The 22621-nt window shown below is 67.4% G+C and carries 21 protein-coding genes; 11 read left to right on the top strand and 10 right to left on the bottom strand.

All coding sequences use genetic code 11. The features are described 5' to 3' along the window. The first annotated feature begins 91 nt into the window (after positions 1 to 91). Entirely contained in the window at positions 92 to 1396 is a 1305-nt protein-coding gene (locus tag ACQE3M_RS11505) for an ABC transporter substrate-binding protein (RefSeq protein ID WP_430505752.1), read from the top strand. A 2-nt stretch (positions 1397 to 1398) separates the two neighbouring features. Beyond that, positions 1399 to 1695: a hypothetical protein gene (locus ACQE3M_RS11500; RefSeq protein ID WP_430505751.1), complete on the top strand. Its 297-nt coding sequence runs from the start codon at positions 1399 to 1401 to the stop codon at positions 1693 to 1695. A 342-nt stretch (positions 1696 to 2037) separates the two neighbouring features. Here the strand turns inward: ACQE3M_RS11500 and ACQE3M_RS11495 are convergent, their stop codons facing one another. Genes ACQE3M_RS11495 through ACQE3M_RS11485 form a run of 3 tightly spaced genes read right to left on the bottom strand, consistent with a single transcriptional unit; the run spans position 2038 to position 4996 of the window. Then, complete coding sequence (locus tag ACQE3M_RS11495; protein WP_430505750.1) at positions 2038 to 3009, bottom strand: carbohydrate ABC transporter permease; 972 nt, start codon at positions 3007 to 3009, stop codon at positions 2038 to 2040. Between the two features lie 6 nt (positions 3010 to 3015). Continuing rightward, positions 3016 to 3942, bottom strand: coding sequence for a carbohydrate ABC transporter permease (locus tag ACQE3M_RS11490; protein ID WP_430505749.1), 927 nt, complete (start codon positions 3940 to 3942; stop codon positions 3016 to 3018). A 4-nt stretch (positions 3943 to 3946) separates the two neighbouring features. Further along, complete coding sequence (locus tag ACQE3M_RS11485) at positions 3947 to 4996, bottom strand: ABC transporter ATP-binding protein (protein WP_430505768.1); 1050 nt, start codon at positions 4994 to 4996, stop codon at positions 3947 to 3949. Positions 4997 to 5156: 160 nt separating this feature from the next. On the opposite strand from ACQE3M_RS11485, the gene ACQE3M_RS11480 reads away from it, so the two are divergent. Both ACQE3M_RS11480 and ACQE3M_RS11475 read left to right on the top strand, forming a co-directional pair. After that, a complete protein-coding gene (locus ACQE3M_RS11480) occupies positions 5157 to 6737 on the top strand; it encodes a trehalase family glycosidase (protein ID WP_430505748.1) in 1581 nt (526 codons plus the stop codon). A gap of 183 nt (positions 6738 to 6920) precedes the next feature. Next, positions 6921 to 8114 carry an AGE family epimerase/isomerase gene (locus ACQE3M_RS11475; RefSeq protein ID WP_430505747.1) on the top strand — a complete coding sequence of 398 codons (1194 nt, stop codon included), beginning with the start codon at positions 6921 to 6923 and terminating at the stop codon, positions 8112 to 8114. 92 nt (positions 8115 to 8206) lie between these two features. Here ACQE3M_RS11475 and ACQE3M_RS11470 read toward each other — a convergent pair whose 3' ends face one another. The 7 genes from ACQE3M_RS11470 to ACQE3M_RS11440 all read right to left on the bottom strand — a co-directional run bounded on the left by ACQE3M_RS11470 (position 8207) and on the right by ACQE3M_RS11440 (position 15676). Further along, on the bottom strand, positions 8207 to 9334 hold the full coding sequence (locus tag ACQE3M_RS11470; RefSeq protein WP_430505746.1) for an ABC transporter ATP-binding protein: 1128 nt from the start codon (positions 9332 to 9334) through the stop codon (positions 8207 to 8209). Further along, the gene (locus ACQE3M_RS11465) at positions 9334 to 10245 is read right to left on the bottom strand and encodes a carbohydrate ABC transporter permease (protein WP_430505745.1); all 912 of its coding nucleotides are present in this window, start codon (positions 10243 to 10245) and stop codon (positions 9334 to 9336) included. The genes ACQE3M_RS11470 and ACQE3M_RS11465 overlap by 1 nt, the downstream gene beginning before the upstream one ends. Further along, positions 10242 to 11282, bottom strand: coding sequence for a carbohydrate ABC transporter permease (locus ACQE3M_RS11460; protein WP_430505744.1), 1041 nt, complete (start codon positions 11280 to 11282; stop codon positions 10242 to 10244). The genes ACQE3M_RS11465 and ACQE3M_RS11460 overlap by 4 nt, the downstream gene beginning before the upstream one ends. Positions 11283 to 11294: 12 nt before the next feature. Continuing rightward, positions 11295 to 12641 (bottom strand): ABC transporter substrate-binding protein, encoded by a 1347-nt coding sequence (locus ACQE3M_RS11455; RefSeq protein ID WP_430505743.1) that lies wholly within the window; start codon positions 12639 to 12641, stop codon positions 11295 to 11297. A gap of 213 nt (positions 12642 to 12854) precedes the next feature. After that, on the bottom strand, positions 12855 to 13904 hold the full coding sequence (gene trmB, locus ACQE3M_RS11450; RefSeq protein WP_430505742.1) for an HTH-type sugar sensing transcriptional regulator TrmB: 1050 nt from the start codon (positions 13902 to 13904) through the stop codon (positions 12855 to 12857). A gap of 78 nt (positions 13905 to 13982) precedes the next feature. Continuing rightward, a complete protein-coding gene (gene gfcR / locus ACQE3M_RS11445; RefSeq protein ID WP_430505741.1) occupies positions 13983 to 14618 on the bottom strand; it encodes a transcriptional regulator GfcR in 636 nt (211 codons plus the stop codon). Then, positions 14615 to 15676: a glucose 1-dehydrogenase gene (locus ACQE3M_RS11440; RefSeq protein WP_430505740.1), complete on the bottom strand. Its 1062-nt coding sequence runs from the start codon at positions 15674 to 15676 to the stop codon at positions 14615 to 14617. The genes gfcR and ACQE3M_RS11440 overlap by 4 nt, the downstream gene beginning before the upstream one ends. A gap of 106 nt (positions 15677 to 15782) precedes the next feature. Between ACQE3M_RS11440 and ACQE3M_RS11435 the strand changes: the two genes are divergently transcribed. The 7 genes from ACQE3M_RS11435 (at position 15783) to ACQE3M_RS11405 (ending at position 22600) form a co-directional block, all read left to right on the top strand. Continuing rightward, entirely contained in the window at positions 15783 to 17027 is a 1245-nt protein-coding gene (locus ACQE3M_RS11435) for an HAD family hydrolase (RefSeq protein ID WP_430505739.1), read from the top strand. Between the two features lie 296 nt (positions 17028 to 17323). Beyond that, on the top strand, positions 17324 to 18244 hold the full coding sequence (locus ACQE3M_RS11430; protein WP_430505738.1) for a dihydrodipicolinate synthase family protein: 921 nt from the start codon (positions 17324 to 17326) through the stop codon (positions 18242 to 18244). Between the two features lie 74 nt (positions 18245 to 18318). Next, entirely contained in the window at positions 18319 to 19557 is a 1239-nt protein-coding gene (locus tag ACQE3M_RS11425; RefSeq protein WP_430505737.1) for a mandelate racemase/muconate lactonizing enzyme family protein, read from the top strand. A 114-nt stretch (positions 19558 to 19671) separates the two neighbouring features. Next, positions 19672 to 20625 (top strand): bifunctional 2-dehydro-3-deoxygluconokinase/2-dehydro-3-deoxygalactonokinase, encoded by a 954-nt coding sequence (gene kdgK1 / locus ACQE3M_RS11420; protein WP_430505736.1) that lies wholly within the window; start codon positions 19672 to 19674, stop codon positions 20623 to 20625. 164 nt (positions 20626 to 20789) lie between these two features. Continuing rightward, a complete protein-coding gene (locus tag ACQE3M_RS11415) occupies positions 20790 to 21758 on the top strand; it encodes a carbohydrate kinase family protein (RefSeq protein ID WP_430505735.1) in 969 nt (322 codons plus the stop codon). Between the two features lie 72 nt (positions 21759 to 21830). Then, the gene (locus tag ACQE3M_RS11410) at positions 21831 to 22070 is read left to right on the top strand and encodes a glutathione S-transferase N-terminal domain-containing protein (RefSeq protein WP_430505734.1); all 240 of its coding nucleotides are present in this window, start codon (positions 21831 to 21833) and stop codon (positions 22068 to 22070) included. Continuing rightward, positions 22067 to 22600 carry a cob(I)yrinic acid a,c-diamide adenosyltransferase gene (locus tag ACQE3M_RS11405; protein WP_430505733.1) on the top strand — a complete coding sequence of 178 codons (534 nt, stop codon included), beginning with the start codon at positions 22067 to 22069 and terminating at the stop codon, positions 22598 to 22600. Before ACQE3M_RS11410 ends, ACQE3M_RS11405 begins: the two co-directional genes overlap by 4 nt. Positions 22601 to 22621 lie beyond the last annotated feature (21 nt).

Below are 22621 nucleotides of genomic sequence, written 5' to 3'. Positions count from 1 at the left end.
TCTCCTCGCCGGCTCCGCGAGGCTTATGAGTTACTATGGGGATAATTAATCAATTACATTGAAGTTAATGCGGCTATCTCTCCTATGTAACATGCCGGACGATCAACGAGGATCACTCCGAACGCGACGCGACGTGCTCAAAACGGCAGGCGCTGCATCGGTCGTGGGAACCTCCGGGCTCGCCGGCTGTTTCGGCGGCTCCAGTGAGGGCGGCGGTTCGGACGCTACCGATTCGAGCGACGGTGAGAGCGGTTCCTCCGTCGACATCACCGGTGTCTGGTCGGGGAGCGAACAGGAGGATTTCAGTGCCGTGATGAGCTTCGTCGAGGAGAACACCGGGATCGGCCTCGAGTACCATCCCCGGGATACTGACACCCTGCTTACCGGGACGCTGATGGACTACGAGTCCGGCGTCGCGCCCGCGGACGTCGTCGTCATGCCGTCGCCAGCGCGGATCGTTTCCGACGCGAAGAACGGGCACCTCGCGCCGCTCGGCGACACGTGGAACGCCGACGACTTCGCGGTCGATCCCTCGCGGGTCACCGTCGACGGTAAGGTGTACGCCGCGCCGTTCAAGATGGACATCAAGCCCGGGTTCTGGTATCGGAAATCGTTCTTCGACGAGCACGACCTGTCCGAACCCGAAAGCTGGGACGAGTTCGTGGGTCTCCTCGATACGATTTCGGGAATCGAGGGCGTCGACGCCCCCATCGCCTCGGGCGGCGGTGCAGGGTGGCCGCTCAGCGACGTCACCGAGGGCTTCTTCATGCGGCAGGAGAGCGGGGCGGCGCTCCAGCAGAACCTCATCAGCGGGGACGCCTCCTTTACCGACGACCGCGTTGCAACCGCCTTCGAGGAGATCAAGACGCTCCACGACGAGGGGTACTTCAGCAAGATGCGCAAGTTCGGGGTCCAGTACGAGTACTTCTGGGAGAACACCCATCCGCTGTACTTCATGGGGTCGTTCACTCCCGCTCAGAATGCGGTCAAGGACCCCTCGGACCTCGGCGTCTTCCGACTGCCCGGCGTCGACGGGGTCGCTTCGAGCGTCAACTGGTTCACCGTCCCGAAGTACTCCAAGAACGTCGACGCGGCCAGGGAGGCCGTGAGCTCCTTCGTCTCCGCCGAGGGCCAGCAGGTCTGGGCCGAGCGCGGCGGATTTATCGCGTCCAACACGCAGGTCCCGGACGACGCCTACGAGCTCCAGGTTATGGCGAACCTGTCGGACATCGCGGCCGACGTCACGATCGTTCCGGACCTCGACGACGCGCTGGGGAACCCCTTCCAGGAGGAGTTCTGGTCCCAGCTGAAGGGACTCTGGGCCTCCCCCGATACGGAAACCGCGGAGATCGTGTCCGCGCTGGATGACGCCCACGAGGAGACGCTCTCCAACTGACGATGAGCTCGAACTCGACGGACGGAACCGATCCCCGATTCCTCGGGGGGATGTTCGACCTCGCGGAGCTCCGCCGCCGGAACCCGGTCTCGCTCGGGATGGACGTCCTCATCCTCATCAGTACGGGGTTCCTCGCGATCCTCTTCACCAAGGGATTCTGGCCCTCGGTGATCGCCGCCGCGCCGGTCGGGGCCCTGCTGTACTTCGGCTGGGCCTCCTCGAAGGAGTTCTTCGTTTCGCAGCTGCTCACGATCGGTCTCGCGCTGCTGGCGACCGCCACATACATGCTTCCGTACTGAGGTCGAATCGCGGTCCGCTCCGCGCCGGCTCGCGGCTCTCTTTTCGTCCCCGTCACTGGTCGTTCGTCGCCGCCCCCGACCGCTCCCGACGCCCGTGCGTTCCGCGCACGACCGTCGTGAACCCGCCGTCGTGCACACGAGGAAGGGCCGCGGCGAGACCGCGTCGATCGAGCGCGCGAACCGAACGACGACGGCGGCGCTTAAAAGGCAGCATCGGCTGGATGCGTCGGCATTCAAAAGGCAGCATCGGCCGGAGCGCCGTCGTTTGAAGGCAGCATCGGCCGAAAGGATCGACGTTTAAAAAGACCCGTTGACCGGACGGAGCGGGAACCGCACGCCTCGTCAGTCCGCGACCGCCGCGACCATCCCCTGCTTGTAGTACCGCTGCAGCGCGACGAACAGCAGGATCGGGACGACCATCGTCAGTATCGACCCCGCGGCGACGAGCCCCCAGTCGATCTGGAGCCGCCCCTTCATCAGCGGCAGCACCTGCGGCGCGAGCATCTTCTCCTTGGACCGCATGAACACCAGCGGGAAGAAGAAGGAGTTCCAGACCCAGGTGAACTGGACGACGGCCACGGAGACGAGCGCCGGCGCCGAGTACGGTAACACGATCGACTTGAAGATCTGGTAGCGCGAGGCGCCGTCGATGCGCGCCGCCTCCTCGAGCTCCTTGGGGAGGCCCAGCAGGTAGTTCCGGAGGAACATCACGACCCAGCCCATCCCCCAGCCGATGTGCACCAACACGAGTCCCATGTAGGTGTCGAACATGCCGGTCCCGCGGAGGGTGTTGTAGTTCCCCATCGCGATGAGCTCCGGCGGTGCCGCCATGACGACGATGAGGAGGAAGAACAGCCCCGTCTTCAGCGGGAAGTCGAACCGGGCGAACGGGTACGCGACCATCGTCCCCAGTAGCGTCACGACGAGCACGGACGGGATCGTGACGATGGCCGTGTTGATCAGGGCCTGTCGGAGCGGCCCGGACTCGTAGGTCCACGCTTGCGCGTAGTTCGCGAAGGTTATCGTCGGATTCTCCAGGTGCCACCAGCCCTGAATGATCTCGTTGAGCGGCCGGACGGACGCCATGAACAGGCCGATCAGCGGGACCAGCCACAGCAGCGCCACGCCGATCGCGGCGGCGTAGCGCAGCAGTCTGGGGGTAGACGGGACCGCCGCCGTCAGCCGGTCGCGGAGGTCCTGGTCGTCCGTCGGTGCCGTATCCGGAACGTCGTGTCGGACGCGTGTGCCGCCGTCGGGACGACTGCTCGTCGTCGCCGACTCGGACGGGTCGTCCGTGTGTTGTGTGTCGGTCATGGGAGTTCAGTCCATTCGCGCGATGTACCACGCCATCGGCAGGGCGAGGAACAGCTCTATCAGTGCGATAACCATGGCGCCGCCGTAGTCGATGGGGATGGAGAAGGCAGCCTGATAGACCTCCAGGCCCAGCACGGAGTACACCCCGTTCGGGCCCCCGGAGGGACCGCCGGCGGCGTACACGATGGCGAAGATCCGGAGGACCCAGATCATCCCCATGATAACCACGACCACCGTCACCGGCTTGACGAGCGGCCAGATGATGTCTTTGAACCGACGGAGTCTCCCGGCGCCGTCGATCCGTGCGGACTCCAGCAACGACGGATCGATCCCGGCGAGCGCCGAGCTGTAAAGGAGCATGCTGAACCCGGTCTGCACCCAGACTCCCCCGGCGATCAGCGCGTAGATGGCGATCTGCGGTTCCTTGATCCAGTTCCGTACCTGTCCATCGAGCCCGATGACGCGGAGCAGCTCGTTGAAGATCCCGGCCTGCGGGTCGTAGACGAACAGCAGCACGAGGCCGATGACGACCGTCGGCGTGGTGAACGCGAGAAACACCATCGACCGGAGGATCCGTCGCCCACGGAGGTCGGCGAAGAGCAGCGCGAGGCCGAGGCCGAGGAGCGTGCTCAGGGGCACGTGGATGGCCATCCAGATCAGGTTCTGGGGGAGCGCCCCCATCGGGTATTCGAGCGAGCGGACGTTGCTCCAGTTGATCACCGCATCGCTCTGCAGCGTCGTGATCCACGTCTCCAGCCCGACGAACCCCTGCATGGTGAATCCGTCCCACGCGAAGAAGCTCCCGACGGCCGAGTACGCCATCGGTCCGACGGAGAAGATGGTGAACAGCGTGAGTCCCGGGACCATGAAGACGAGGATCGCCTTCAGTTTCTCCCAGTCGACGTCGCGATCGAGTGCGTGTTCGATAGACATGGTGTTAGGCGACGAGCTCGCCGTCCCCGTCGTAGAGGTACGCGTCCTCGGGCTCGAACGTGAGGTGTACCTGCTGACCCGGGTCGACGTCGGTGGACGGGACCTTGACGTTCACGAGCTCCCCGGCAACGTCGACGTTGACCAGGACGTACTCGCCGAGCGGCTCGACGGTCTCGACGGTCCCGCCTATCGTCCAGTCGGTCTCGGGCGGGTCAGGCGTCACCGACATGTCCTCCGGCCGGACCCCGACGGAGACCGTTTCGGACGCCGCCGTGTTCCGTGCCGGGATCGCGTTCCCCCCGGCGAGGTCGACGATGTCGTCTTCCTGGGTACCCTCGAAAAGGTTCATCGGGGGGGAGCCGATGAAGTTCGCAACCCACGTGGACCGCGGGCGCTCGTACAGCTCCTCGGGCTTCGCGACCTGACGGATCGTCCCCTCGTTCATCACCGCGATCCGGTCGCCCATACTCATCGCCTCCTCCTGGTTGTGGGTGACGTAGACGGTCGTGATGCCGAGTTCGCTCTGGATGCGTTTGAGCTCCGACCGCATCTCGAGGCGGAGCTTCGCGTCCAGGTTGCTGAGTGGCTCGTCGAGAAGGAACACGGAAGGCTCCCGAATGATCGCTCGCGCGAGCGCGGTCCGTTGCCGCTGCCCGCCGGAGATCTCCGCGGGGTCGCTGTCGAGCTCCTCCTCGATGTGGAGTAGTTCCGCGGTTTCGGCGACGCGTTCGTCCCGTTCCTCCGGGGGGACGCCCTGGATCTTGAGCGGATACTCGATGTTCTCCCGGACGGTCATATGCGGGTACAGCGCGTAGTTCTGGAAGACCATCGCGACGTTCCGGTCGGCGGGCTGTTTGCCGTCCACCCGTTCGTCGTCGAAATGGATCTCTCCGTCGGAGGGCGTCTCGAGCCCGGCGATCATCCGGAGGGCGGTCGTCTTCCCGCAACCGGATGGGCCGAGGAACACGAGAAATTCGCCGTCGTTAATCTCGAGATCGAGTTTGTAGTTGGCGACCGTGTCACCCCCGTCGAAATACTTGCTAACCGACCGCATGGAGATGCGGGTCATCAGGTTGTCCGATGAGAATCGTTTACTGCACTTATAATTAATCATTCTTAATGCACTTGTAAGCTGTCGGGTAGATGCGCTCAAGCCGTTGATATCGCGGGATAGTCCAACAATTATTTATTAATACTATAATAAACTGCGAGCAATGCCCTCTCGCGAGTTCGACTATAGTCGCTACCTGCAGATCTCCGGCGAACTGTTCCGGGCTGTCCAGGAGCACGGGACCTTCGAGGACAGCAAGCGGCTCGTCGACGCCGAGCTTCGTGGCGACTCCAGTCTGGTTTTCGAGCACTATCTCGCCGATCGTGGTGAAGCGACGTTCGACCTCGACGATTTCGTCGAGGAGCACTTCCGCGTCCCCGGACAGGTCGCCGCCGATCCCGACCTCGACCCCGACTTGACCATGAGGGAGTACGTCGACGCGCTCTGGGGTCCACTCACTCGGGAGTTCGACGAGGACGCCGCGACCGGTCCGTCTCGGGAGGGCGACGAGGACGGCGACGCGGCGCCGCTCGACGACGCTCGCTCGACGCTGATCCCGCTGCCGAACCCGCACGTCGTTCCGGGCGGCCGTTTCCGCGAGTCGTACTACTGGGACAGTTACTTCACGATCGAGGGGCTGGCCGAAAGCGACCGACTGGACGTCGTGACGGGCATGGTCGAAAACTTCCGGTCGCTGATCGACCGCTTCGGCTTCGTCCCCCTGGGGAACCGCGTCTACTACGACAGCCGGTCGCAGCTGCCGCTCTTCTACCGCATGCTCCGCGTCCTCGAACGGGAGCGCGGTTTCGAGGCCGTCGAGCCGCACGTGGAAGCCCTCGAAACGGAGTACGCCTTCTGGATGGACGGCCGCGACCGACTCGACCCGGACGCCGGCCGTCGGAGCGACCGGCGGACGGTCGCGCTCCCGGACGGAACCGTCGTGAACCGGTTCTGGGACGACAGGGCCCGTCCCCGTCCGGAGTCCTACCGTGAGGATCGCGCGCTCGCGAGCGAAGTGCCGGTCGAGGAGCGCCCGCAACTGTTTCGGGACGTCAGGGCGGCCTGCGAGTCGGGCTGGGACTTCAGCTCCCGGTGGCTGACCGACAGCGACGACCTGTCGTCGATCCGGACGACCAACCTCGCGCCGATCGACCTGAACGCCGTCCTGTACGGCGTGGAGTCCACGCTCGCGGAGTGGCTCCGCCGAACCGGCCGGAGCGACGCCGCCGACCGATACGTGGCCGCCGCCGAGCGCCGGCAGGCGGCTATCGAGGATCGCTTCTGGAATGAGGAGCAGGGGTTCTACGTGGACTACTGCTGGACCGCGGGCGAGCCGGTCGACCGGCTCACGCTCGCGGGCGTCGTCCCCCTCTTTACCGGGGCTGCCGACCCGGCCCGGGCCGAGATGGTCGCGGAGCGGCTCCGCGAGGACTTCCTGCATCCGGGCGGCCTCGTGACGACGCTGGAGGAGACCGGCGAGCAGTGGGACGCCCCGAACGGCTGGGCCCCTCTCCACTGGATGGCGGTCGAGGGCCTGCGCCGGTACGGCCACGACGAGCTTGCGGACGAGATCGCCCAACGGTGGGTCGAGTTGGCCCGCTCGGCGTTCGAGGAGACGGGACGAATGGCGGAGAAGTACGACGTTCGGTCCGTCTCGACCGCGGCGGACAGCGGGGAGTACCCGCTCCAGTACGGGTTCGGGTGGACCAATGGCATCGTCGTCGCGCTGTCGGAATCGATCTGAGGGCATCGCTCGCTTCAACGGGCGGCTGTAGCGGGTCGGCGAGGAGACGCCAAGCGGGGCGTACGCGACAGTGATCGACGCACCCGGAACAGTCACGGGTCGAAACTTCGAGGGGATCGACGGCGACGCCGCCGCTCGTCGCTGTCGGGGATTATAACTCGCCCGCCCACGGAGAGTTCGACGATGGCTCACGACGACCCCGAAGCGCTTCGCGAGCGGCTGTTCGACGTGCTCTCCTTTTATTATCCAACCTGCCGCGACGAGTCCGTCGGCGGCCACGTCGCACAGCTTGACGAGGAGACGGGGGCGGTGTACGACCCCGATTCCCGGCATCTCGTCGCCACCTGCCGGTTCGTGAGCAACTTCGCGCTGGGGGCGACCCTCGATGGTCCGGGCTGGTGTCCCTCGGCGGCCCGACACGGGCTGGAGTTCCTCGAATCCGCCCACCGACAGTCCGCGGGCGGCGGCGCGAGCGACGGCGCCGCCGACACCGGCGGCGGCTACGCCTGGCTCCTCGACGGTCGCGAGGTGGTCGACGACCGTCGATCGCCGTACGGTCACGCGTTCGTGCTCCTCGCGCACGCCCGTGCCGCGGCCGCCGGCGTCGACGGCGCCGACCCCGACCGCGTCGCCACGCTGCTCGACGACCGGTTCCGCGACGAGAACGGGCTGCTCGGACCGGTGCAGGGACCGGACTGGAAGCCCCGGGAATCCTACCGGGGCCAGAACCCGAACATGCACGCCTGCGAGGCGTTCCTCGCGGCGTACGAGGCGACCGACGACGCTGCGTACCTCGACCGGTCGCTGGCGATCGCCCGCCGGATGACCGTCGACCTCGCGGACGCGGAGGGCCGGATCTGGGAGCACTACACGGCCGACTGGGAGCCGGATCACGACTACAATCGCGACGACCCCGAACACCAGTTCCGGCCGTGGGGGTTCCAGCCCGGCCACCACGCCGAGTGGGCGAAGCTGCTCGCGGGGCTGGCCCGCCATCGCGACGACGACTGGCTGCTGGCGCGCGCCCGCGAGCTGTTCGACGAGGCGCTCACCGGCTGGGACGCGGAGCGCGGTGGGTTCTACTACACGCTCGACTTCGACGGCGAGCCGGTCATCGCCGACAAGTACGGCTGGCCCGTCGCCGAGGCCATCGGTGCGGCGGCCGCGCTATTCGAGCACACCGACGAACGGCAGTACCACGAGCGCTACAACCAGTTCTGGGACTACGCCGATTCCCACCTCGTCGCGCCCGGCGGCAACTGGTACGCGAAACTGACAGCGGAGAACGAGCGCGTGCCGGCCGACGAGGGACCGGCGGTCGAACCGGGCTATCACCCGATCGGAGCCTGCTACGAGGGGCTGCGGGCCTTCGAGTAGCGGCGCTCTGTGGTCCGGTCCTTTTAAAGTACGCCGTCGAGGACTGACCGCCGGACTGTCGCGACCGCCCATGGAGCGTCGCGACCGTCCGCCTACAGTTCCGGCTCGGTCGTTTCGAGTCGGTCGAGCGACCGGTTGGCGAGGGCTTCGCCGGTCACGGTGTCGAACAGGTGGATGGCCTCCTCCGGGAAGCGCGCGACGGCCGGCTGGCCGGCGTCGATGGAGCGCATCCCGTCGACGGTCGCGACGAAGGCATGCTCCTCGTCGGCGGCGAACGAGAGGTAGACGACGTTCTCGTCGCCCATCGGTTCGACGACGTCGACGACCGTCTCGAAGTCGTGGTCGGTTTCGACGGTGGGGACGAGCTCGACGTCCTCGGGGCGGATCCCGAGCGTCACGCGCGTCGCGTCGCCGACGGCCTCGCGGTGTTCGGCGGAGAGCGGGTACGGGAACTGCTCGCCGGCGAGGCGGTCGCCCTGCACCTCCATCTCGAAGAAGTTCATCGACGGCTCGCCGATGAAGCCGGCGACGAACTGGTTGGCCGGCTGGTGGTACACCTCCAGCGGGGTGCCCACCTGCTGGAGCTGTCCCTCGTCGAGGATGGCGATGCGGTCGCCCATCGTCATCGCCTCCGTCTGGTCGTGGGTGACGTACACGGTCGTGGTGTCGAGGTCCTCCTGGATGCGCTGGAGCTCCGTCCGCATCTCCGCGCGGAGCTTCGCGTCCAGGTTACTGAGCGGCTCGTCCATCAGGAAGACTTCCGGGTCGCGGACGATGGCGCGGCCGAGGGCGACGCGCTGCTGTTGGCCCCCGGAGAGCTCGCCCGGCTTCCGGTCGAGCAGCTCCGTGATGTCGAGCAGTTCCGCGGCGTCCTCGACCTTCCGCTGGATAGCGTCGGCGGCGAGGTCGGTCGACTCCTCGAGGCCGAAGGCCATGTTCTCCCGGACGGTCATGTGCGGGTACAGCGCGTACGACTGGAACACCATCGCGATGTCGCGTTCCTTCGGGCGCTTGCCCGTCAGCGACGTGTCGCCGAGCCGAATGTCGCCGCTGGAGGCCGTCTCCAGGCCGGCGATCGTCCGGAGCGTGGTCGACTTCCCGCAGCCGGAGGGCCCGACGAGCACGAGGAACTCCCCGTCGTCGATGTCGATGGTGACGTCCTCGACCGCGAGGACGTTGCCGAAGCGCTTCGTGACCGAATCGAGGCTGAGTTGTGCCATTATGTGTCACCTGCGACGCCTTTCGCGAACTGTTCGCCGAACAGGACGTAGATAGCGAGCGTCGGGAGCGCCGCGAGGAACGCGCCCGCCATCTGGACGTTGTACTGTTGGACCATCGACCCCTTCAACGTGTTGAGCGCGATGGTGACCGGTGCGTTGCTCGGGTCGCTGACCAGCACCAGCGCGAACAGCAGGTCGTTCCAGATGTTCGTGAACTGGTAGATGAGCGCGACCGCGAACATGGGTTTCGACAGCGGGAGGACGATCTTCGTATAGATGCGCCGGGGCGTCGCGCCGTCCAGCCGCGCCGCCTCGAGCATCTCCTCGTCCAGCGAGAGGTAGTATCCCCGGAAGAGGACCGTACAGATCGGGATACCGTAGGCCGTGTGCGTGATCGCGAGTTCGATGAGCCCCGTGCGGTCGGCGAGGAACGGAACGCCCGCCAGCAACGTGCCGAGGTCGACCGCCGACCAGAACTGCGTCAGCGGCACCAGCACGGACTGGTACGGGATGAACACGCCGGCGACGAACGGCAGCAGCACGAGGATCTGGTGGCGCCAGTTCAGGTTCGTCAGGCCGTAGGCGGCCATCGAGCCGAGCAGCGCCGACAGCACCGTCGCCGGGACGGCGAACAGGAGGCTGTTGACCAGCCCCGGCGCCAGTCGGTCCCACGCCTGGAGCCACGGGTCGAACGCGAACTGGCCGGGGCCGGGCGGAGTGAACGGCGACGTCGCGAAGAACGCCTCCTGCGTCTTGAACGCCGTCATCAGCCCCGTCTCCAGCGGCGCGAGGTAGAACGCGACCATCACAACGAGGGTCGCGTAGATGCTTACCTGTCCGAGGTCGATCTCGGAGAGGGTCGGGGCGAACCGGTCGTCGTCGTCCGCGCGGTGTGTGGAGTCCTCGGTCATAGTTCACCTCGCTGGTGCTGCCGGAACAGGTACGGCCCGATGACGCCAAGCGTCATCAGGAACAGCACCATCGCGATGGCGGAGCCGTACGCCCAGTTGGTCTTCGCGAACGCCTCGCGGAACATCATCACGGCGAGGATGTCCGCGGAGGGACCGGGCTGGGTCCCGAACATGACGAACATGAAGTCGAACGCCTTCAGCGCGAACACCATCAGGACGACGGCAGCGCTGGTCGTCGCCGAGCGGAGCTGCGGGATGATGACTCGCCAGTACATCCGAACGGTACTGGCGCCGTCGATGCGGGCGGCCTCGTACTGGTCGCGCGGGATCGCCTGTAACCCCGCGAGGTAGACGACCATCGCGTAGCCGGAGAACTGCCAGGTGAGCGCGAAGACGACGGCCCCAAGCTTCGTCGTCGGGTCGGAGATCCACGCCGTCGTCAGCGCGCCCAGGCCGACGAACCGCAGCAGCTCGTTGATGAGCCCGATGTCCGGGTTGTACATCCACGACCAGAAGATGGCCGTCACGACGAACGAGAGGCTCATCGGCAGCAGGTAGATGGTCCGGAACCCGTTCTCGAAGCGGACGCCCCTGTCGACGAGGATCGCCAGGAACAGGCCCAGCGCCAGCGTGACGACGGTGAACGCCACGAGCAACACGACCGTGTTGCGCGCGGCGACGCGGAACGTCGGATCCGCCAGCAGCTGCGTGTACATCGAGAGGTCGAAGGAGTCGTACTGGGGCTGGCCGAGCCCGTTCCAGTCGGTCAGCGAGATGATCGTGTTCCAGCCGATAGCGCCGTAGACGAACAGCGTGACGAGGAACGCGGGCGGCCCCCAGAACGGAATGGAGCGCGCGAACTCGCCGTCGACGGCGTCCTTCAGGCGGCTCACGGCGGCGTCACCTCCGGTTGTCGGCTCGGGCGGCGCCTCCGCGGTGCCGCCGTCGGTTCGGAGCCCGTCGGTCTCGGCGGTCCCCGACCCGGCGTGGCCGTCGCTGTCCGAGCGGCGAAAGAAATTGAAAACGGCGCGGAGCATCTGGCGGAGCGATTAGACGTCGAACGCCGACACGAGCTCGTCGTAGGTCGCGTCGACGTCCCACGACTCGAGGAAGCTCGAGAAGGCGCTCTCGATGTTGCTCTTCACCGAGGGCCGCACGGCCGTGCCGTGGGCGATGGTGGTGGGCTGTTCGTTGGAGTTCGCGAAGTCCTCGCTTTGCGCCTGCAGGAAGGGACCGAACTCGTCCATCGAGACGTCAGTGCGCGGCGGGATGGAGCCCTTCTTCGCGTTGAAGCGGCGCTGGGCGTCCTTCGTGCCGGCGTAGGTGAGGAACTTCCGCGTCGCCTCGGGCGACGGGTTGTTCGTCGGGAAGACGAACGAGTCCATCACGAGCGAGTAGACGCCGCTCGTGCCGGGGAACGCGGTGTTGCCCCAGTCGGTGTCGTACTCGAAGTCGCTGGACGCCTTGTACTGCCCGGCGGCCCAGTCGCCCTGGTGGATGAAGGCGGCCTCGCCTTCGACGACCGCGGAGTTGGCCGTGTCCCACGAGATGGAGCCGGCGTCGTCCGGGAAGTACTCGCTGTAGCTTTTCACGCGTTCGAGGGAGGACTTGACCTCACTTTCGAGGGACTCCACGTTGCCGGCGATGAAGTCCTCGAACTCGCCGACGCCCTGCTCGCCGATGAAGACGGTCTCCCACAGCTGGACGGTCGACCACGGCGCCTGGGTCTGGTGAGCCATCGGCGTCGCGTCCGTCTCCTGGGCAATCGTGTCCAGCGCGTCGAGCAGCTGGTTCGGGTCGTTGATGCTCTCGGGGTCGACGTTCGCGCTCTCGACAACGGACTTGTTGTAAAACAGGTTGTTGAGCCGGTGGATGTTGATCGGCACCGAGACGAAGTTCTCGGTCCCGCCCTTCGCGGCGGCCTGCACACCGTCGAGGTAGGCCGACTTCATGTCGTTTTTCCCCCAGACGCTCTCGGAGATGTCGTTCAAGAGGTCGGCGTCCGTGTACGGGAACAGCGCCTTGCCGGGCCAGATCTGGAACGTGGACGGCGGGTCCTCGTTGAGGACGCGGTTCTTGATGACCGTGTCCAGCGCACTGCCGGCACCGCCGGGGGCCGGGTTGTTCTCGACCTCCACGTCGGGGTAGGCCTCCTTGAATCCCGAGAGCAGCGCGTCGAGCGCCTCCTTCTCGCCGCCGGCTGTCCACCAGTGGACGATCTCGAGGGCGTTGCCGCCATCACCGTCGCTGCCGCCGCCGTCTTCCGTCGCCGTGCCGTCGCCGCCCTCGCCGCCATCGCCTGCACAGCCCGCGAGACCGGTGAGGCCGGCCGCTCCGGCCGCGCCAGTCGTTTTAAGAATCGTTCGCCGTGAAAGTGGAGTGTCGTCGTGAGTCATTATCAGGGGATTCTGCTTCGTTCGATGGTGTGTGACTACTACCTTAAACTTACCGAATGTTAATTATATATTGAGTTAATACTCGCGAGGTGGTCCCTGGTGGCCGATTTTGTGCCCCAATCAGTCCGATACGGTGCCCGCAGGCCGCCCGCAACAACCTACTTCGACCTGTGGCGTTGACTCCTGGTCAACTGGACAGGTAGGCAGCTCCCTTTATAAGTCGGGAGGCTTCTCACGATCGATGGCGATCTCGTGGGCCTCGACCGCCTCGAGCGCGGCGACCTGCCCGCCGACGTCGATGCGCTGGCCGTCAGTATCGACGGTCATCGCCGCGGTTTCGCGGTTCGTCCCCACGGAAACGTCGACGACGCGGCCCGACACGGTCCGGTTCGCGCCCGTTTCGACGTCTCGTCCGCGGATCGTCGCGTAGAAGTCGCCTTCCTCCGCCTCCAGATCCGCCACGCACCGCCGGATCGTCGCGTAGCGTCGCGGCCAGGGGCGCTCGTCCGTCGTCCGCGTGAGCGTCGTCGCGGAAGTCCAGACCACCGTGTTGAGGAAGCCGGAGACGAGGAAGCCGAGCTCGGAGCGATTGAAGATGACGCCGTAGCGGTTCTGGTCGTTCCGGAGCGCCTGCTGGGTCGTGTACAGCGAGTACGTCCCGTCGGCGACGGCGACGATGGGCGTCGTCACGCCCCGTCGCACTCGCGCGTGCGTCGCGACCGACTCGTAATCGAACTCGTCGGCGTCCGGGACCTCGCGAGCCGGCGAGAGCAGGAGGTCGATCGTGACGCCGGCCTCGCGCCGCTCGGCGAGCTCCTCCTCGAACCGCCCCATCAGGTCGGGGGAAAGCGAGAGCACGAGCTCGTACTCCGCGGACTCGATGATCTCGCCGAGGTATCGGAGGATCGTCGACCGCGACTTCACGAGGGAGACGGCCTCCTGCGCGCGCGTCGGCGCCGTGTATCGCTGCTCGAGGTCGTCGACGAGCTGGTCGAGCGAGCCCCGAATGCTGCCGAACGCCTCCTCCGGGTCCACCGCGAGTACCTTCATCGGGCGAGACTCCCGGATCTCCACGAGTCCGTTGTCGGCGAGGTCACGGACGGTGTCGTACACCCGCGGCTGGGGGATGTCCGTCCCCTCAGCGATCTCCGAAGCCGTCATCTCGCCGTGTTCGAGGATCGTGAGATACGCCTCGACCTCGTACTCGCCGAGGTCGAAAACCGACCCGACGTGCTCGAGTTCCTCGCGGAGGTCGCTGCTCATACACGAACCACCTTCCCGCCACCATTTAATACTCTCGTCACTCCCTACGCTCGCCGGGTCCCGCACGTCGATCCCCGATCACTCCCCGTTGCCGACGCGAAGCACCTGGAGGAGCGAGTACACGGGAACGCCAGCAACCTCGTCGACGCCCTGTTTATCGACGAGGACGACGCAGGCCACGGGGGTGCCGCCCTGCTCGCGGATCGCCTTCACCGTCTCCTCCATCGTCGTCCCGGACGTGATGGTATCGTCGACGACGTAGCATTCCCGCTCGCGAATACCGGCGAAGTTGCGGGAGAAGGAGCCACCCAGCTCCTCGATGTCCCCCTCCTCCCACTGGTGTTTCCGTGGGGCGTACGTCGCGAGATCCGTGTCGAGCTCGCGGGCGACGACGGTCGCGAGCGGCGCACCGGCCTTCTCGATGCCGACGGTGAGGTCGACGTCCTCGCCACGCTTCGAGAGGAGGTCCGCCATCGACGCGCCGGTGTGTGCGAGCCGGTCGCTGTCGCGACCGAGTGCGGACCAGTCGACGTGGATGTCGTGGGGGCTCGCGGTTTCGACCGGTTCCCGCTCCGTCTGCGTCCCGTCGGCGCGCTCGACCAGCCACGAGGCGGTCTCGCGGGAAACGTTCAGTTCGTCGGCGATTTCGCCCTTGGAGAGGCCGCGCTCGGCCAGTCCGGCGGCGCTGTCGATGAGGTCGTCTACGTTCTTCATAGTGTGTCGAATTGGACCGCGGTCTTGATGGTCGTTTCGTCGTCGACGAATGCTTCCTCGCAGTTCTCCGGGGCGAACACGCCCGTGACGAACGCGTCGAGGAACCAGCCGGGGATGTCACAGAGGGCGTCGACGGCCGCTTCGAAGTGGCCGACGCCGGAGTTGACGCTGCCGACGACCGCCTTGTTGTGCAACACGAGGTCGCGGTGGAGGTCGCCGCCGTCGACCTCGAATTGCCACGACTCGGGGACGCCGAGGAGCGCGAGCACGCCGTTCGGGGCGAGTGCTTCGACGGCGTCGAAGGCGTGGCGCGCGTAGCCGGTGGCCTCGTAGACGAGGTCGGCCGGTTCGTGGACGGCCGCGATCTCGTCGACCGGCGTCTCGCGGCTGTCGACGTACGTCGCCCCCAGCTCCTCGATCAGGTCGATCGTCGGGTCCGGTCGGTCCCGGCGACCGAGACAGTAGGTGCGGTCGTACTCGTCCAGCATCGCGAGCGTCAGCAGGCCGAGCGAGCCGTTGCCGAGCACCAGCGCCGTCTCCGGCTCCCACTGGAACGACGACCGCGAGGCGGCGGCGAGCTCCAGTGCCTTCTCGGAGACGCTGATCGGTTCGACGAGGAAGCCGACGGCAGCGAACTCCCGCGGCATCGCCACCAGATACTCCGCGGGGCTGGTGAAGTACTCGGCCATGAACCCGTGGGCGCCCGCGATCCCTCGTTCGAGGGCGTCCTCCGGCGGCGCCATGTCCGGCTCGCCGCGTTCAAAGTAGCCGTTGCCGCCGCCGCTCGGTTCGCGGCGGACGGTCGGCGCGACGACGTCGCCCCGCTCGAGATCGGTCCCGTTCGGGTCCTCGACGACCCCGACCGCTTCGTGACCCAGCACCAGATGGTCCTCGCCCTCGGGGAATTCCCCGTGGCTTCCCGCGATGACCTCGCGGTCGGTTCCGTCGACGCCCACGCGGAGCGTCCGCACCAGCGCCTCGCCCGGCCCGGGGTCCGGTCGAGGTTTCTCGATGACCGCCGGGGTTTCGGACCCGCGACGGACCACGATAGCCTTCATGTCCGACTCTTCTATCCGCACCGACAAAAGATTTATTGTGAACTGAGTAAATTCTCGAACCGACTCTCGCCGGAGCGGCTTTGTCGCTCCCGGTCCTGTTTCACCTATGGGACGCCACGACCAGCTCTATCGGCTGTACGAGGAGTTCGACGCGGAGACGCTGCGCGCGTACCAGGACTTCGTCGACGTGTTCCCGCCGGTGGACTCGCGCGTCGCGCTCGAGCACTGGCAGAACGCGAGCGAGGAACTCGACGAGCGGCGCGCGGAGATCCGGCGGGCGTTCCCGGAGACGGGTGAGACGTTCGCCGAGCTGGCGTCGTACGCGACCCGCGAGCAGGCGTTCACCGCGCTGGATCTGCTCGGCAAACACGACCGCGGCGTCAACGTGCTCGTCCTCGACGTCGACGAGACGCTCCGTTCGGCCGGGAGCACCGACAACGAGATCCCGCGCGAGACGCTCAACCTGCTGACCGAGTTTCACGAGGACGGGATTCCCATCGTCGTCTGCACGGGACAGACGCTGGAGAACGTCAAGGGATTCATGATCCAGGGGCTCGGCAACGAAATGGTCCACTCGGGGAACCTGAGCATCGTTTACGAAGCCGGGACAGGTGTGTTCACGCCGGGGCACGGCCGGCACACGAAGCAGCTGCTGTACGACGATCTCGACGATAACATCCGTGGCGTGTTCGACCGCGTGCGCTCGCGGATCCTCCCGGATGCGCCCGAGACGGTTCGGCACGGCTGTCACCTCCAGGGCAACGAGTTCAACGTCACCCTCAAGCCGAACTTCGAGACCGGGAGCGGCCGGGCCCGCGAGATCATCGACGAGGCGCTCGTCTATCAGCTGGACCTGCTCGGCGAGGCCGTCGCCGAGGCGCTTTCCGTCGACGGCCCGTTCGAGAACTGGAGCCGTGCCTACTACGCCGCGCAGGACCCGGAGATACGCGGCGTCCTCGAGAAGCAGGGCGGCCAGCCCGAGCTGCAGGCCGAGGCGATTCCCGACGCGGTAACGGACGTCTTCGAGCGTATCGACGTCGCCTACTACGAGGCCGACGCGGCGGAGATCGGCTCGCTGGAGCTGAACAAGGTCGTCGGCGTCGAGGCCGCCTTCGACGTGCTCGACATCGAGGACCCGTTCGCGCTGGTGATGGGCGACTCGAAGAGCGACCTGCGCGTGATGCGGTGGATCGACGAGGCGGACGCCGGGCTCGCCGCGGCTCCCGAGCACGCCTCCCGCGACGTCCTCGACCACGTGATGAACACGGACGAGCTGGTGTTCGACCGCGGCAACGCCGGCGATCCCCTCCGGATGACGTACGCACTCAACCGACTGGCGTCTCTCGAGTAGCGAACAGGTGGCTGAACGGTCGCCGTCGACGGCGGGCGGCGATGTTGGGCGGCGATGTTGGGCGGCGATCGCGGCTGGCGATGCCGCCGGCGACGACGCTTCGGACGCGGGACGGTTCGCCACGACTCCCGTCTCGACCGGTCCCGCGGCGGCTGATCAGGGCATAGCGCCGTTGGTGGCGGATTCTGATTTAAATATATGGACTGTCTCCGGTTCGGCTCGTCGTCGGAACTTTTACACAGATCCGAAGTACCGGCGTCGGAATCGTTAAGACCGGACCGTTAGAACCCGGAAGCATGCCAGACATTGCACCGTCACCGGGGCGTGACGACCCGCTCTCGCTCGCGGGCGTCGTTCCCCCAACGGTGACCGCGTTCGAGGCGGACGGCACGCTCGACGAGGCCGGAACTGCGGCCCACGCACGGTTCGTCGTCGACGGCGGCGTCGACGGCGTCTTTCCGCTCGGCACGAACGGCGAGTTCCCGCTGCTCTCCGGCGACGAGCGGGAACGCGTCGTTCGCGCGGTCGTCGAGGAGGTCGGCGACGAGGTCCCGGTCATTGCGGGCGTCGGCGCGCCCGGGACGAAACAGACCGTTTCGCATGCGCGCCGCGCGGCCGACGCGGGCGCGGACGGGGTGGTCGTCGTCACTCCCTACTACTTTCCGCTCGACGACGAGGCCGCGGTGGCACACTATCGGCGCGTCGTCGAGGCGGTCGACCTGCCGGTGTACGTCTACCACATCCCGAGCAAGACCGGGAACTCGCTGTCGCTGTCGGCGCTCTCCGAGATCGCTGCGCTCGACGGCCTCGCGGGGCTGAAGGACTCCAGCAAGGACGTGCCGTGGCTCGGCCAGGCTATCGACGACAACCCCGACCTCACCTTCCTCGTTGGGTCGGACTCGCTGCTGAAACCCGGGCTTGACGTGGGCTGTACGGGGATGGTGTCGGCCGTCGCCAACGTCTTCCCGGAGCTCGTGGTCGACCTGTACGAGGCCTACGACAACGGCGACAGGGAACGGGCGACGGAGCTCCAGAGCCGAGTGTACGACGTCCGGTCGGCGCTCAAGCGCGGCCCCTACATGGCCGGCGTGAAAGCCGCGCTATCGCTCCGGAACGTCGACTTCGACGTCGGATCCCTGCGGGAGCCGCTCCGCGGGATGGACGACGCGGACCGGGAGGCGCTCGAAGCCGACCTGCAGGATCTGGACCTGCTGTAGGCTGGGCTGGCGCCGCGCGGCCGAGCCCACGAATCTACGAAACTTTTACTTCAAACGTAGTTAAATACGGAGTCATGAGCCGGGACTACGAGAGCCTTCACGACCCGAACGCGGAGTACACGATGCGCGATCTCTCCGCGGAGACCATGGGCGTGACGGCCAAACGTGGCGGCGGTCGGGACGTCGAGATCACGGACGTACAGACGACGATGGTCGACGGGAACTTCCCGTGGACGCTCGTCCGCGTGTACACCGACGCGGGCGTCGTCGGCACGGGCGAGGCGTACTGGGGCGCTGGCGTGCCGGAGCTCATCGAGCGCATGACGCCGTTCCTCGTCGGCGAGAACCCCCTGGACATCGACCGCCTCTACGAGCACCTGATCCAGAAGATGTCCGGCGAGGGGTCCGTCGAGGGCGTCACGGTGACGGCGATTTCGGGCATCGAGGTGGCGCTGCACGACCTCGCGGGCAAGATCCTCGAGGTCCCCGCCTACCAGCTGCTCGGCGGCAAGTACCGCGACGAGATGCGGGTGTACTGCGACTGTCACACCGAGGCCGAGGCCGACCCCGAGGCCTGCGCCGACGAGGCCGAGCGCGTCGTCGAGGAGCTCGGCTACGATGCCCTGAAGTTCGACCTCGACGTGCCCTCGGGCCACGAGAAGGACCGCGCGAACCGCCACCTGCGCCCCGGCGAGATCCGGCACAAGGCCGAGATCGTCGAGCAGGTGACGGAGCGCGTGAAGGACAAAGCCGACGTCGCCTTCGACTGTCACTGGACGTTCTCCGGCGGCAGCGCGAAGCGGCTCGCGGCCGAGATCGAGGAGTACGACGTCTGGTGGCTCGAGGACCCCGTCCCGCCGGAGAACCTCGAAGTCCAGGAGTCGGTCACGGAGTCGACGCTCACGCCCATCACGGTCGGGGAGAACCGCTACCGCGTGACGGAGCTGCGCCGGCTCATCGAGAACCAGGCCGTCGACGTCGTCGCGCCCGACATGCCGAAGGTCGGCGGCATGCGCGAGACCCGGAAGATCGCCCAGGTCGCGGACCAGTACTACGTCCCCGTCGCGATGCACAACGTCGCCTCCCCGGTCGGCACCGTCGCGTCCGCCCACGTCGGGGCCTCCATCCCGAACTCGCTGGCCGTCGAGTTCCACTCCTACGAGCTCGGCTGGTGGAGCGACCTCGTCGAGGAGGACGTCATCGAGGACGGCTACATCGAGATCCCGGAAGAGCCCGGCATCGGCGTCACGCTCGACCTGGACACCGTCGAGGACCACATGGTAGAGGGCGAGACGCTGTTCGACCCGGCCTGATTCCGCGACGATGACCGAGGGGAATCTCGTGGCCACGGACGCCGCGTTTATAAGGAGTCCAGCCTCCAGCGCTGCGTCCGGGAGAGTCTTCAGGCCGGCCTGCGACGACCGACCATGACCGACCTCGTTACCTTCGGTGAGTCGATGCTGCGACTCGCGGCCCCGGACGGCGATCGCCTTCAATCGGCCGACAGCCTCGACCTCCACGTCGGCGGCGCCGAGAGCAACGTCGCCGCCGCGGGCGCGCACCTCGGCGTCGACAGCGCGTGGCTCTCGAAGCTCCCCGACTCGCCGCTCGGCCGGCGGGTCGCCACCGACGTGCGCTCGCACGGCGTCGACCCCGCCGTCGCGTGGAGCGACGACGGCCGCGTCGGGACCTACTACCTCGAGGATGGCGGGGAGCCCCGCGGCACCAACGTCGTCTACGACCGCGAGGGCGCCGCGGTCCGGACGGCGACGGCCGACGAGCTCGCCGTCGAGCGCGTCCGCGACGCCGGCGTGTTCTACGTCAGCGGCATCACGCCCGCACTCAGCGGGACGCTCGCGGAGACGACCGCCGACCTGCTGGCCGTCGCGCGCGACGCGGACACGAGGACCGTCCTCGACGTCAACTACCGCGCGAAGCTCTGGACGCCGGAGGAGGCCCGCGAGACGCTCACCCAGCTGCTACCCGGCGTCGACGTCCTCGTCGTGGCTCGCCGCGACGCGGAGACGCTGTTCGACCTGACCGGCGACCCGACGAAGGTCGCGACGGAGTTCCGCAACGAGTTCGACCACGACACGGTCGTCGTGACGCGCGGCGAGCACGGCGCGCTGGCGCTCCACGAGGGCTCGGTCCACGAGCAGGAGTCGTTCCCGACCGAGACGCACGACGCGGTCGGCACCGGCGACGCCTTCGTCGGCGGGTTCCTCGCCCGGCGGCTGCGGGACGGCTCCGTGCCCGAGTCGCTGGAGTGGGCCGCGGCCACCGCGGCGCTCAAGCGGACCATCGCCGGCGACGTCGCCGTCGTCACGCCCGCGGAGGTCCGGGCCGTCGTCGCCGACGAAGGCGACGGCATCTCGCGGTAGCGACCACGACACGTCGTCGCGCCGACGGGCTGCCGCGGCGACGAGGGTCACGCCGACGGGCTGCCGCAGCGACGGTGGTCGCGCCGACCGGCTGCCGCAGCGACGGTGGTCGCGACGACCGGAAGCCGCGGAGGTTTTAGGAACTGCCCGTGCCACGATCGGATATGCACCCGTCCGTTCTCGTCGCCGGCGAGACGCTCGTCGACTTTCTCCCCGGGAGTCGGGGCCCGCTCTCGTCGGTAGAGACGTTTACGCGCCGACCTGGTGGGGCCCCCGCGAACGTCGCGGTCGCCCTCTCCCGGCTCGGCGAAGTCCCGTGGTTCTGGACGCGCGTCGGCGCCGACCCGTTCGGCGAGGACCTCCTCGAAACCCTCGTCGACGAGGGGCTACCGGAGCGATTCCTCGTCAGCGACCCCGACGCGAAGACGTCGCTCGCGTTCGTCGCGCACGACGAGGACGCGGACCGCGAGTTCTCCTTCTACCGGAACGGCACCGCAGATACGCGACTGGAACCCGGAGCGGTCCCGGACGCGGTGCTCGCCGACCTCGACTGGGTCTCGGTCGGCGGGGTTGCCCTCGCGTCCGGCTCCTCGCGCGAGGCGACGCTCGACCTCGCGGAGCGCGCCCGCGAGCAGGGCGCGAAGGTCTGGTTCGACCCGAACGCGCGCCCGGAGTTGTGGGAGGACGACTTCCCGGCGCTGTTCGCCGAGATGCTCGGCCACGCCGACGTGGTGAAGGCCTCCGAGGAGGACCTTGCCGCGGCCGGCATCGAGGGCGACTCGCCGGCGGAACTGGCCGAGGCACTCCACGAACTGGGTCCCGATACGGTGTTCCTGACGATGGGCGCATCCGGCGCGTTCGCGTCGGCGACGGCGGACGCACCCTGGGGGCCGGCCACGGTGACCTACGACGGCTTCGACGTGGAACCGGTCGACACCACCGGCGCCGGGGACGCCTTCACCGCCGGCGCGTTGCTGGCGCTGTACGAGGGCGAACCGCTCGGGGAGGTGCTGGCGTTCGCGAGCGCCGTGGCGGCCGTCACGACGACCGGCGAGGGCGCGATGACGGCCCTGCCGGACCGCGAGACGGTCGCCGAGTTCCGCTCGGAGGGCGTCGCCGGCGACGACAGGTGAAGGTCACTCGCCGGGGCCGAACCCGACCTGTACGAGGCAACTTTCATAGCCCCGTCTCACGAATCCTCGGGCATGTCGATCACGCTGTTCGCGCTCGACGGCTGTCCGTGGTGTGAGAAGGTACACGACGCGCTCGAGGAGGCCGGCATCGAGTACGAGACGCAGTGGGTGGAGGCGCTGCACTCGCGGCGGAACGAGGTTCGGGACGTGAGCGGTCAGCGCGCGGTACCGGTACTCGTGGACGAGGAACGCGGCGTCACGATGGCGGAGAGCGCCAACATCCTCGAGTACGTGGAGCGCACACTCGCATGACCATCTACACCGGTCGCGGCGACGAGGGCCAGACCGACCTGCGGACGATGGAGCGCGTCTCGAAGACGCACCCCCGGATCGAGGCCTACGGGACCGTCGACGAGGCGAACGCGGTCGTCGGGACGGTCCGCCCCTCGGGGTACGACGATGTCGACGAGATCCTCTCGGCCATCCAGAACCACCTCCACGTGGCGCAGGCCGACCTGGCGAACCCCGAGCCCGACGAGGGCGACCCCACCATCGAGCCGGGCCACACCGAGCAGCTCGAGGACTGGATCGACGAGTTCGACGAGGAGCTCGAACCGCTCCAGTCGTTCATCCTCCCCGGCGGCAGCGAGGCCGGCGCGGCGCTCCACCAGGCGCGCTCGGTCACGCGCCGCGCGGAGCGCCGCGCCGTCGCGCTCGCCCGCGAGGAGGCGATCAACGAGGAGGTCGTCGCCTACCTGAATCGCCTCTCGGACGCGCTGTTCACCATCGCTCGCGTCGTCAACGCTCGCGACGGCGAACCCGAGGAGTCGCCGACGTACTGAGTCTCGTTGGGGATTTTGGTT

The sequence above is a fragment of the Halosubterraneus shenae genome, assembly GCF_050510935.1.
Classification (GTDB): domain Archaea; phylum Halobacteriota; class Halobacteria; order Halobacteriales; family Haloferacaceae; genus JBDGPU01.
The sequence above is the reverse complement of the archived record's forward strand: the minus strand, read 5'-3'. Positions and strand labels throughout refer to the sequence as shown.

Excerpts from the sequence above, each read along its gene's own strand:
- gfcR (WP_430505741.1), bottom strand. The coding sequence starts at position 14,618 with ATGAAGAACGTAGACGACCTCATCGACAGCGCCGCCGGACTGGCCGAG.
- trmB (WP_430505742.1), bottom strand. The coding sequence starts at position 13,904 with ATGAGCAGCGACCTCCGCGAGGAACTCGAGCACGTCGGGTCGGTTTTC.
- ACQE3M_RS11495 (WP_430505750.1), bottom strand. The coding sequence starts at position 3,009 with ATGACCGACACACAACACACGGACGACCCGTCCGAGTCGGCGACGACG.
- ACQE3M_RS11440 (WP_430505740.1), bottom strand. The coding sequence starts at position 15,676 with ATGAAGGCTATCGTGGTCCGTCGCGGGTCCGAAACCCCGGCGGTCATC.
- ACQE3M_RS11500 (WP_430505751.1), top strand. The coding sequence starts at position 1,399 with ATGAGCTCGAACTCGACGGACGGAACCGATCCCCGATTCCTCGGGGGG.
- ACQE3M_RS11480 (WP_430505748.1), top strand. The coding sequence starts at position 5,157 with ATGCCCTCTCGCGAGTTCGACTATAGTCGCTACCTGCAGATCTCCGGC.
- ACQE3M_RS11490 (WP_430505749.1), bottom strand. The coding sequence starts at position 3,942 with ATGTCTATCGAACACGCACTCGATCGCGACGTCGACTGGGAGAAACTG.
- kdgK1 (WP_430505736.1), top strand. The coding sequence starts at position 19,672 with ATGACCGACCTCGTTACCTTCGGTGAGTCGATGCTGCGACTCGCGGCC.
- ACQE3M_RS11425 (WP_430505737.1), top strand. The coding sequence starts at position 18,319 with ATGAGCCGGGACTACGAGAGCCTTCACGACCCGAACGCGGAGTACACG.
- ACQE3M_RS11435 (WP_430505739.1), top strand. The coding sequence starts at position 15,783 with ATGGGACGCCACGACCAGCTCTATCGGCTGTACGAGGAGTTCGACGCG.
- ACQE3M_RS11410 (WP_430505734.1), top strand. The coding sequence starts at position 21,831 with ATGTCGATCACGCTGTTCGCGCTCGACGGCTGTCCGTGGTGTGAGAAG.
- ACQE3M_RS11505 (WP_430505752.1), top strand. The coding sequence starts at position 92 with ATGCCGGACGATCAACGAGGATCACTCCGAACGCGACGCGACGTGCTC.
- ACQE3M_RS11475 (WP_430505747.1), top strand. The coding sequence starts at position 6,921 with ATGGCTCACGACGACCCCGAAGCGCTTCGCGAGCGGCTGTTCGACGTG.
- ACQE3M_RS11430 (WP_430505738.1), top strand. The coding sequence starts at position 17,324 with ATGCCAGACATTGCACCGTCACCGGGGCGTGACGACCCGCTCTCGCTC.
- ACQE3M_RS11415 (WP_430505735.1), top strand. The coding sequence starts at position 20,790 with ATGCACCCGTCCGTTCTCGTCGCCGGCGAGACGCTCGTCGACTTTCTC.
- ACQE3M_RS11460 (WP_430505744.1), bottom strand. The coding sequence starts at position 11,282 with ATGCTCCGCGCCGTTTTCAATTTCTTTCGCCGCTCGGACAGCGACGGC.
- ACQE3M_RS11465 (WP_430505745.1), bottom strand. The coding sequence starts at position 10,245 with ATGACCGAGGACTCCACACACCGCGCGGACGACGACGACCGGTTCGCC.
- ACQE3M_RS11405 (WP_430505733.1), top strand. The coding sequence starts at position 22,067 with ATGACCATCTACACCGGTCGCGGCGACGAGGGCCAGACCGACCTGCGG.
- ACQE3M_RS11485 (WP_430505768.1), bottom strand. The coding sequence starts at position 4,996 with ATGCGGTCGGTTAGCAAGTATTTCGACGGGGGTGACACGGTCGCCAAC.
- ACQE3M_RS11455 (WP_430505743.1), bottom strand. The coding sequence starts at position 12,641 with ATGACTCACGACGACACTCCACTTTCACGGCGAACGATTCTTAAAACG.
- ACQE3M_RS11470 (WP_430505746.1), bottom strand. The coding sequence starts at position 9,334 with ATGGCACAACTCAGCCTCGATTCGGTCACGAAGCGCTTCGGCAACGTC.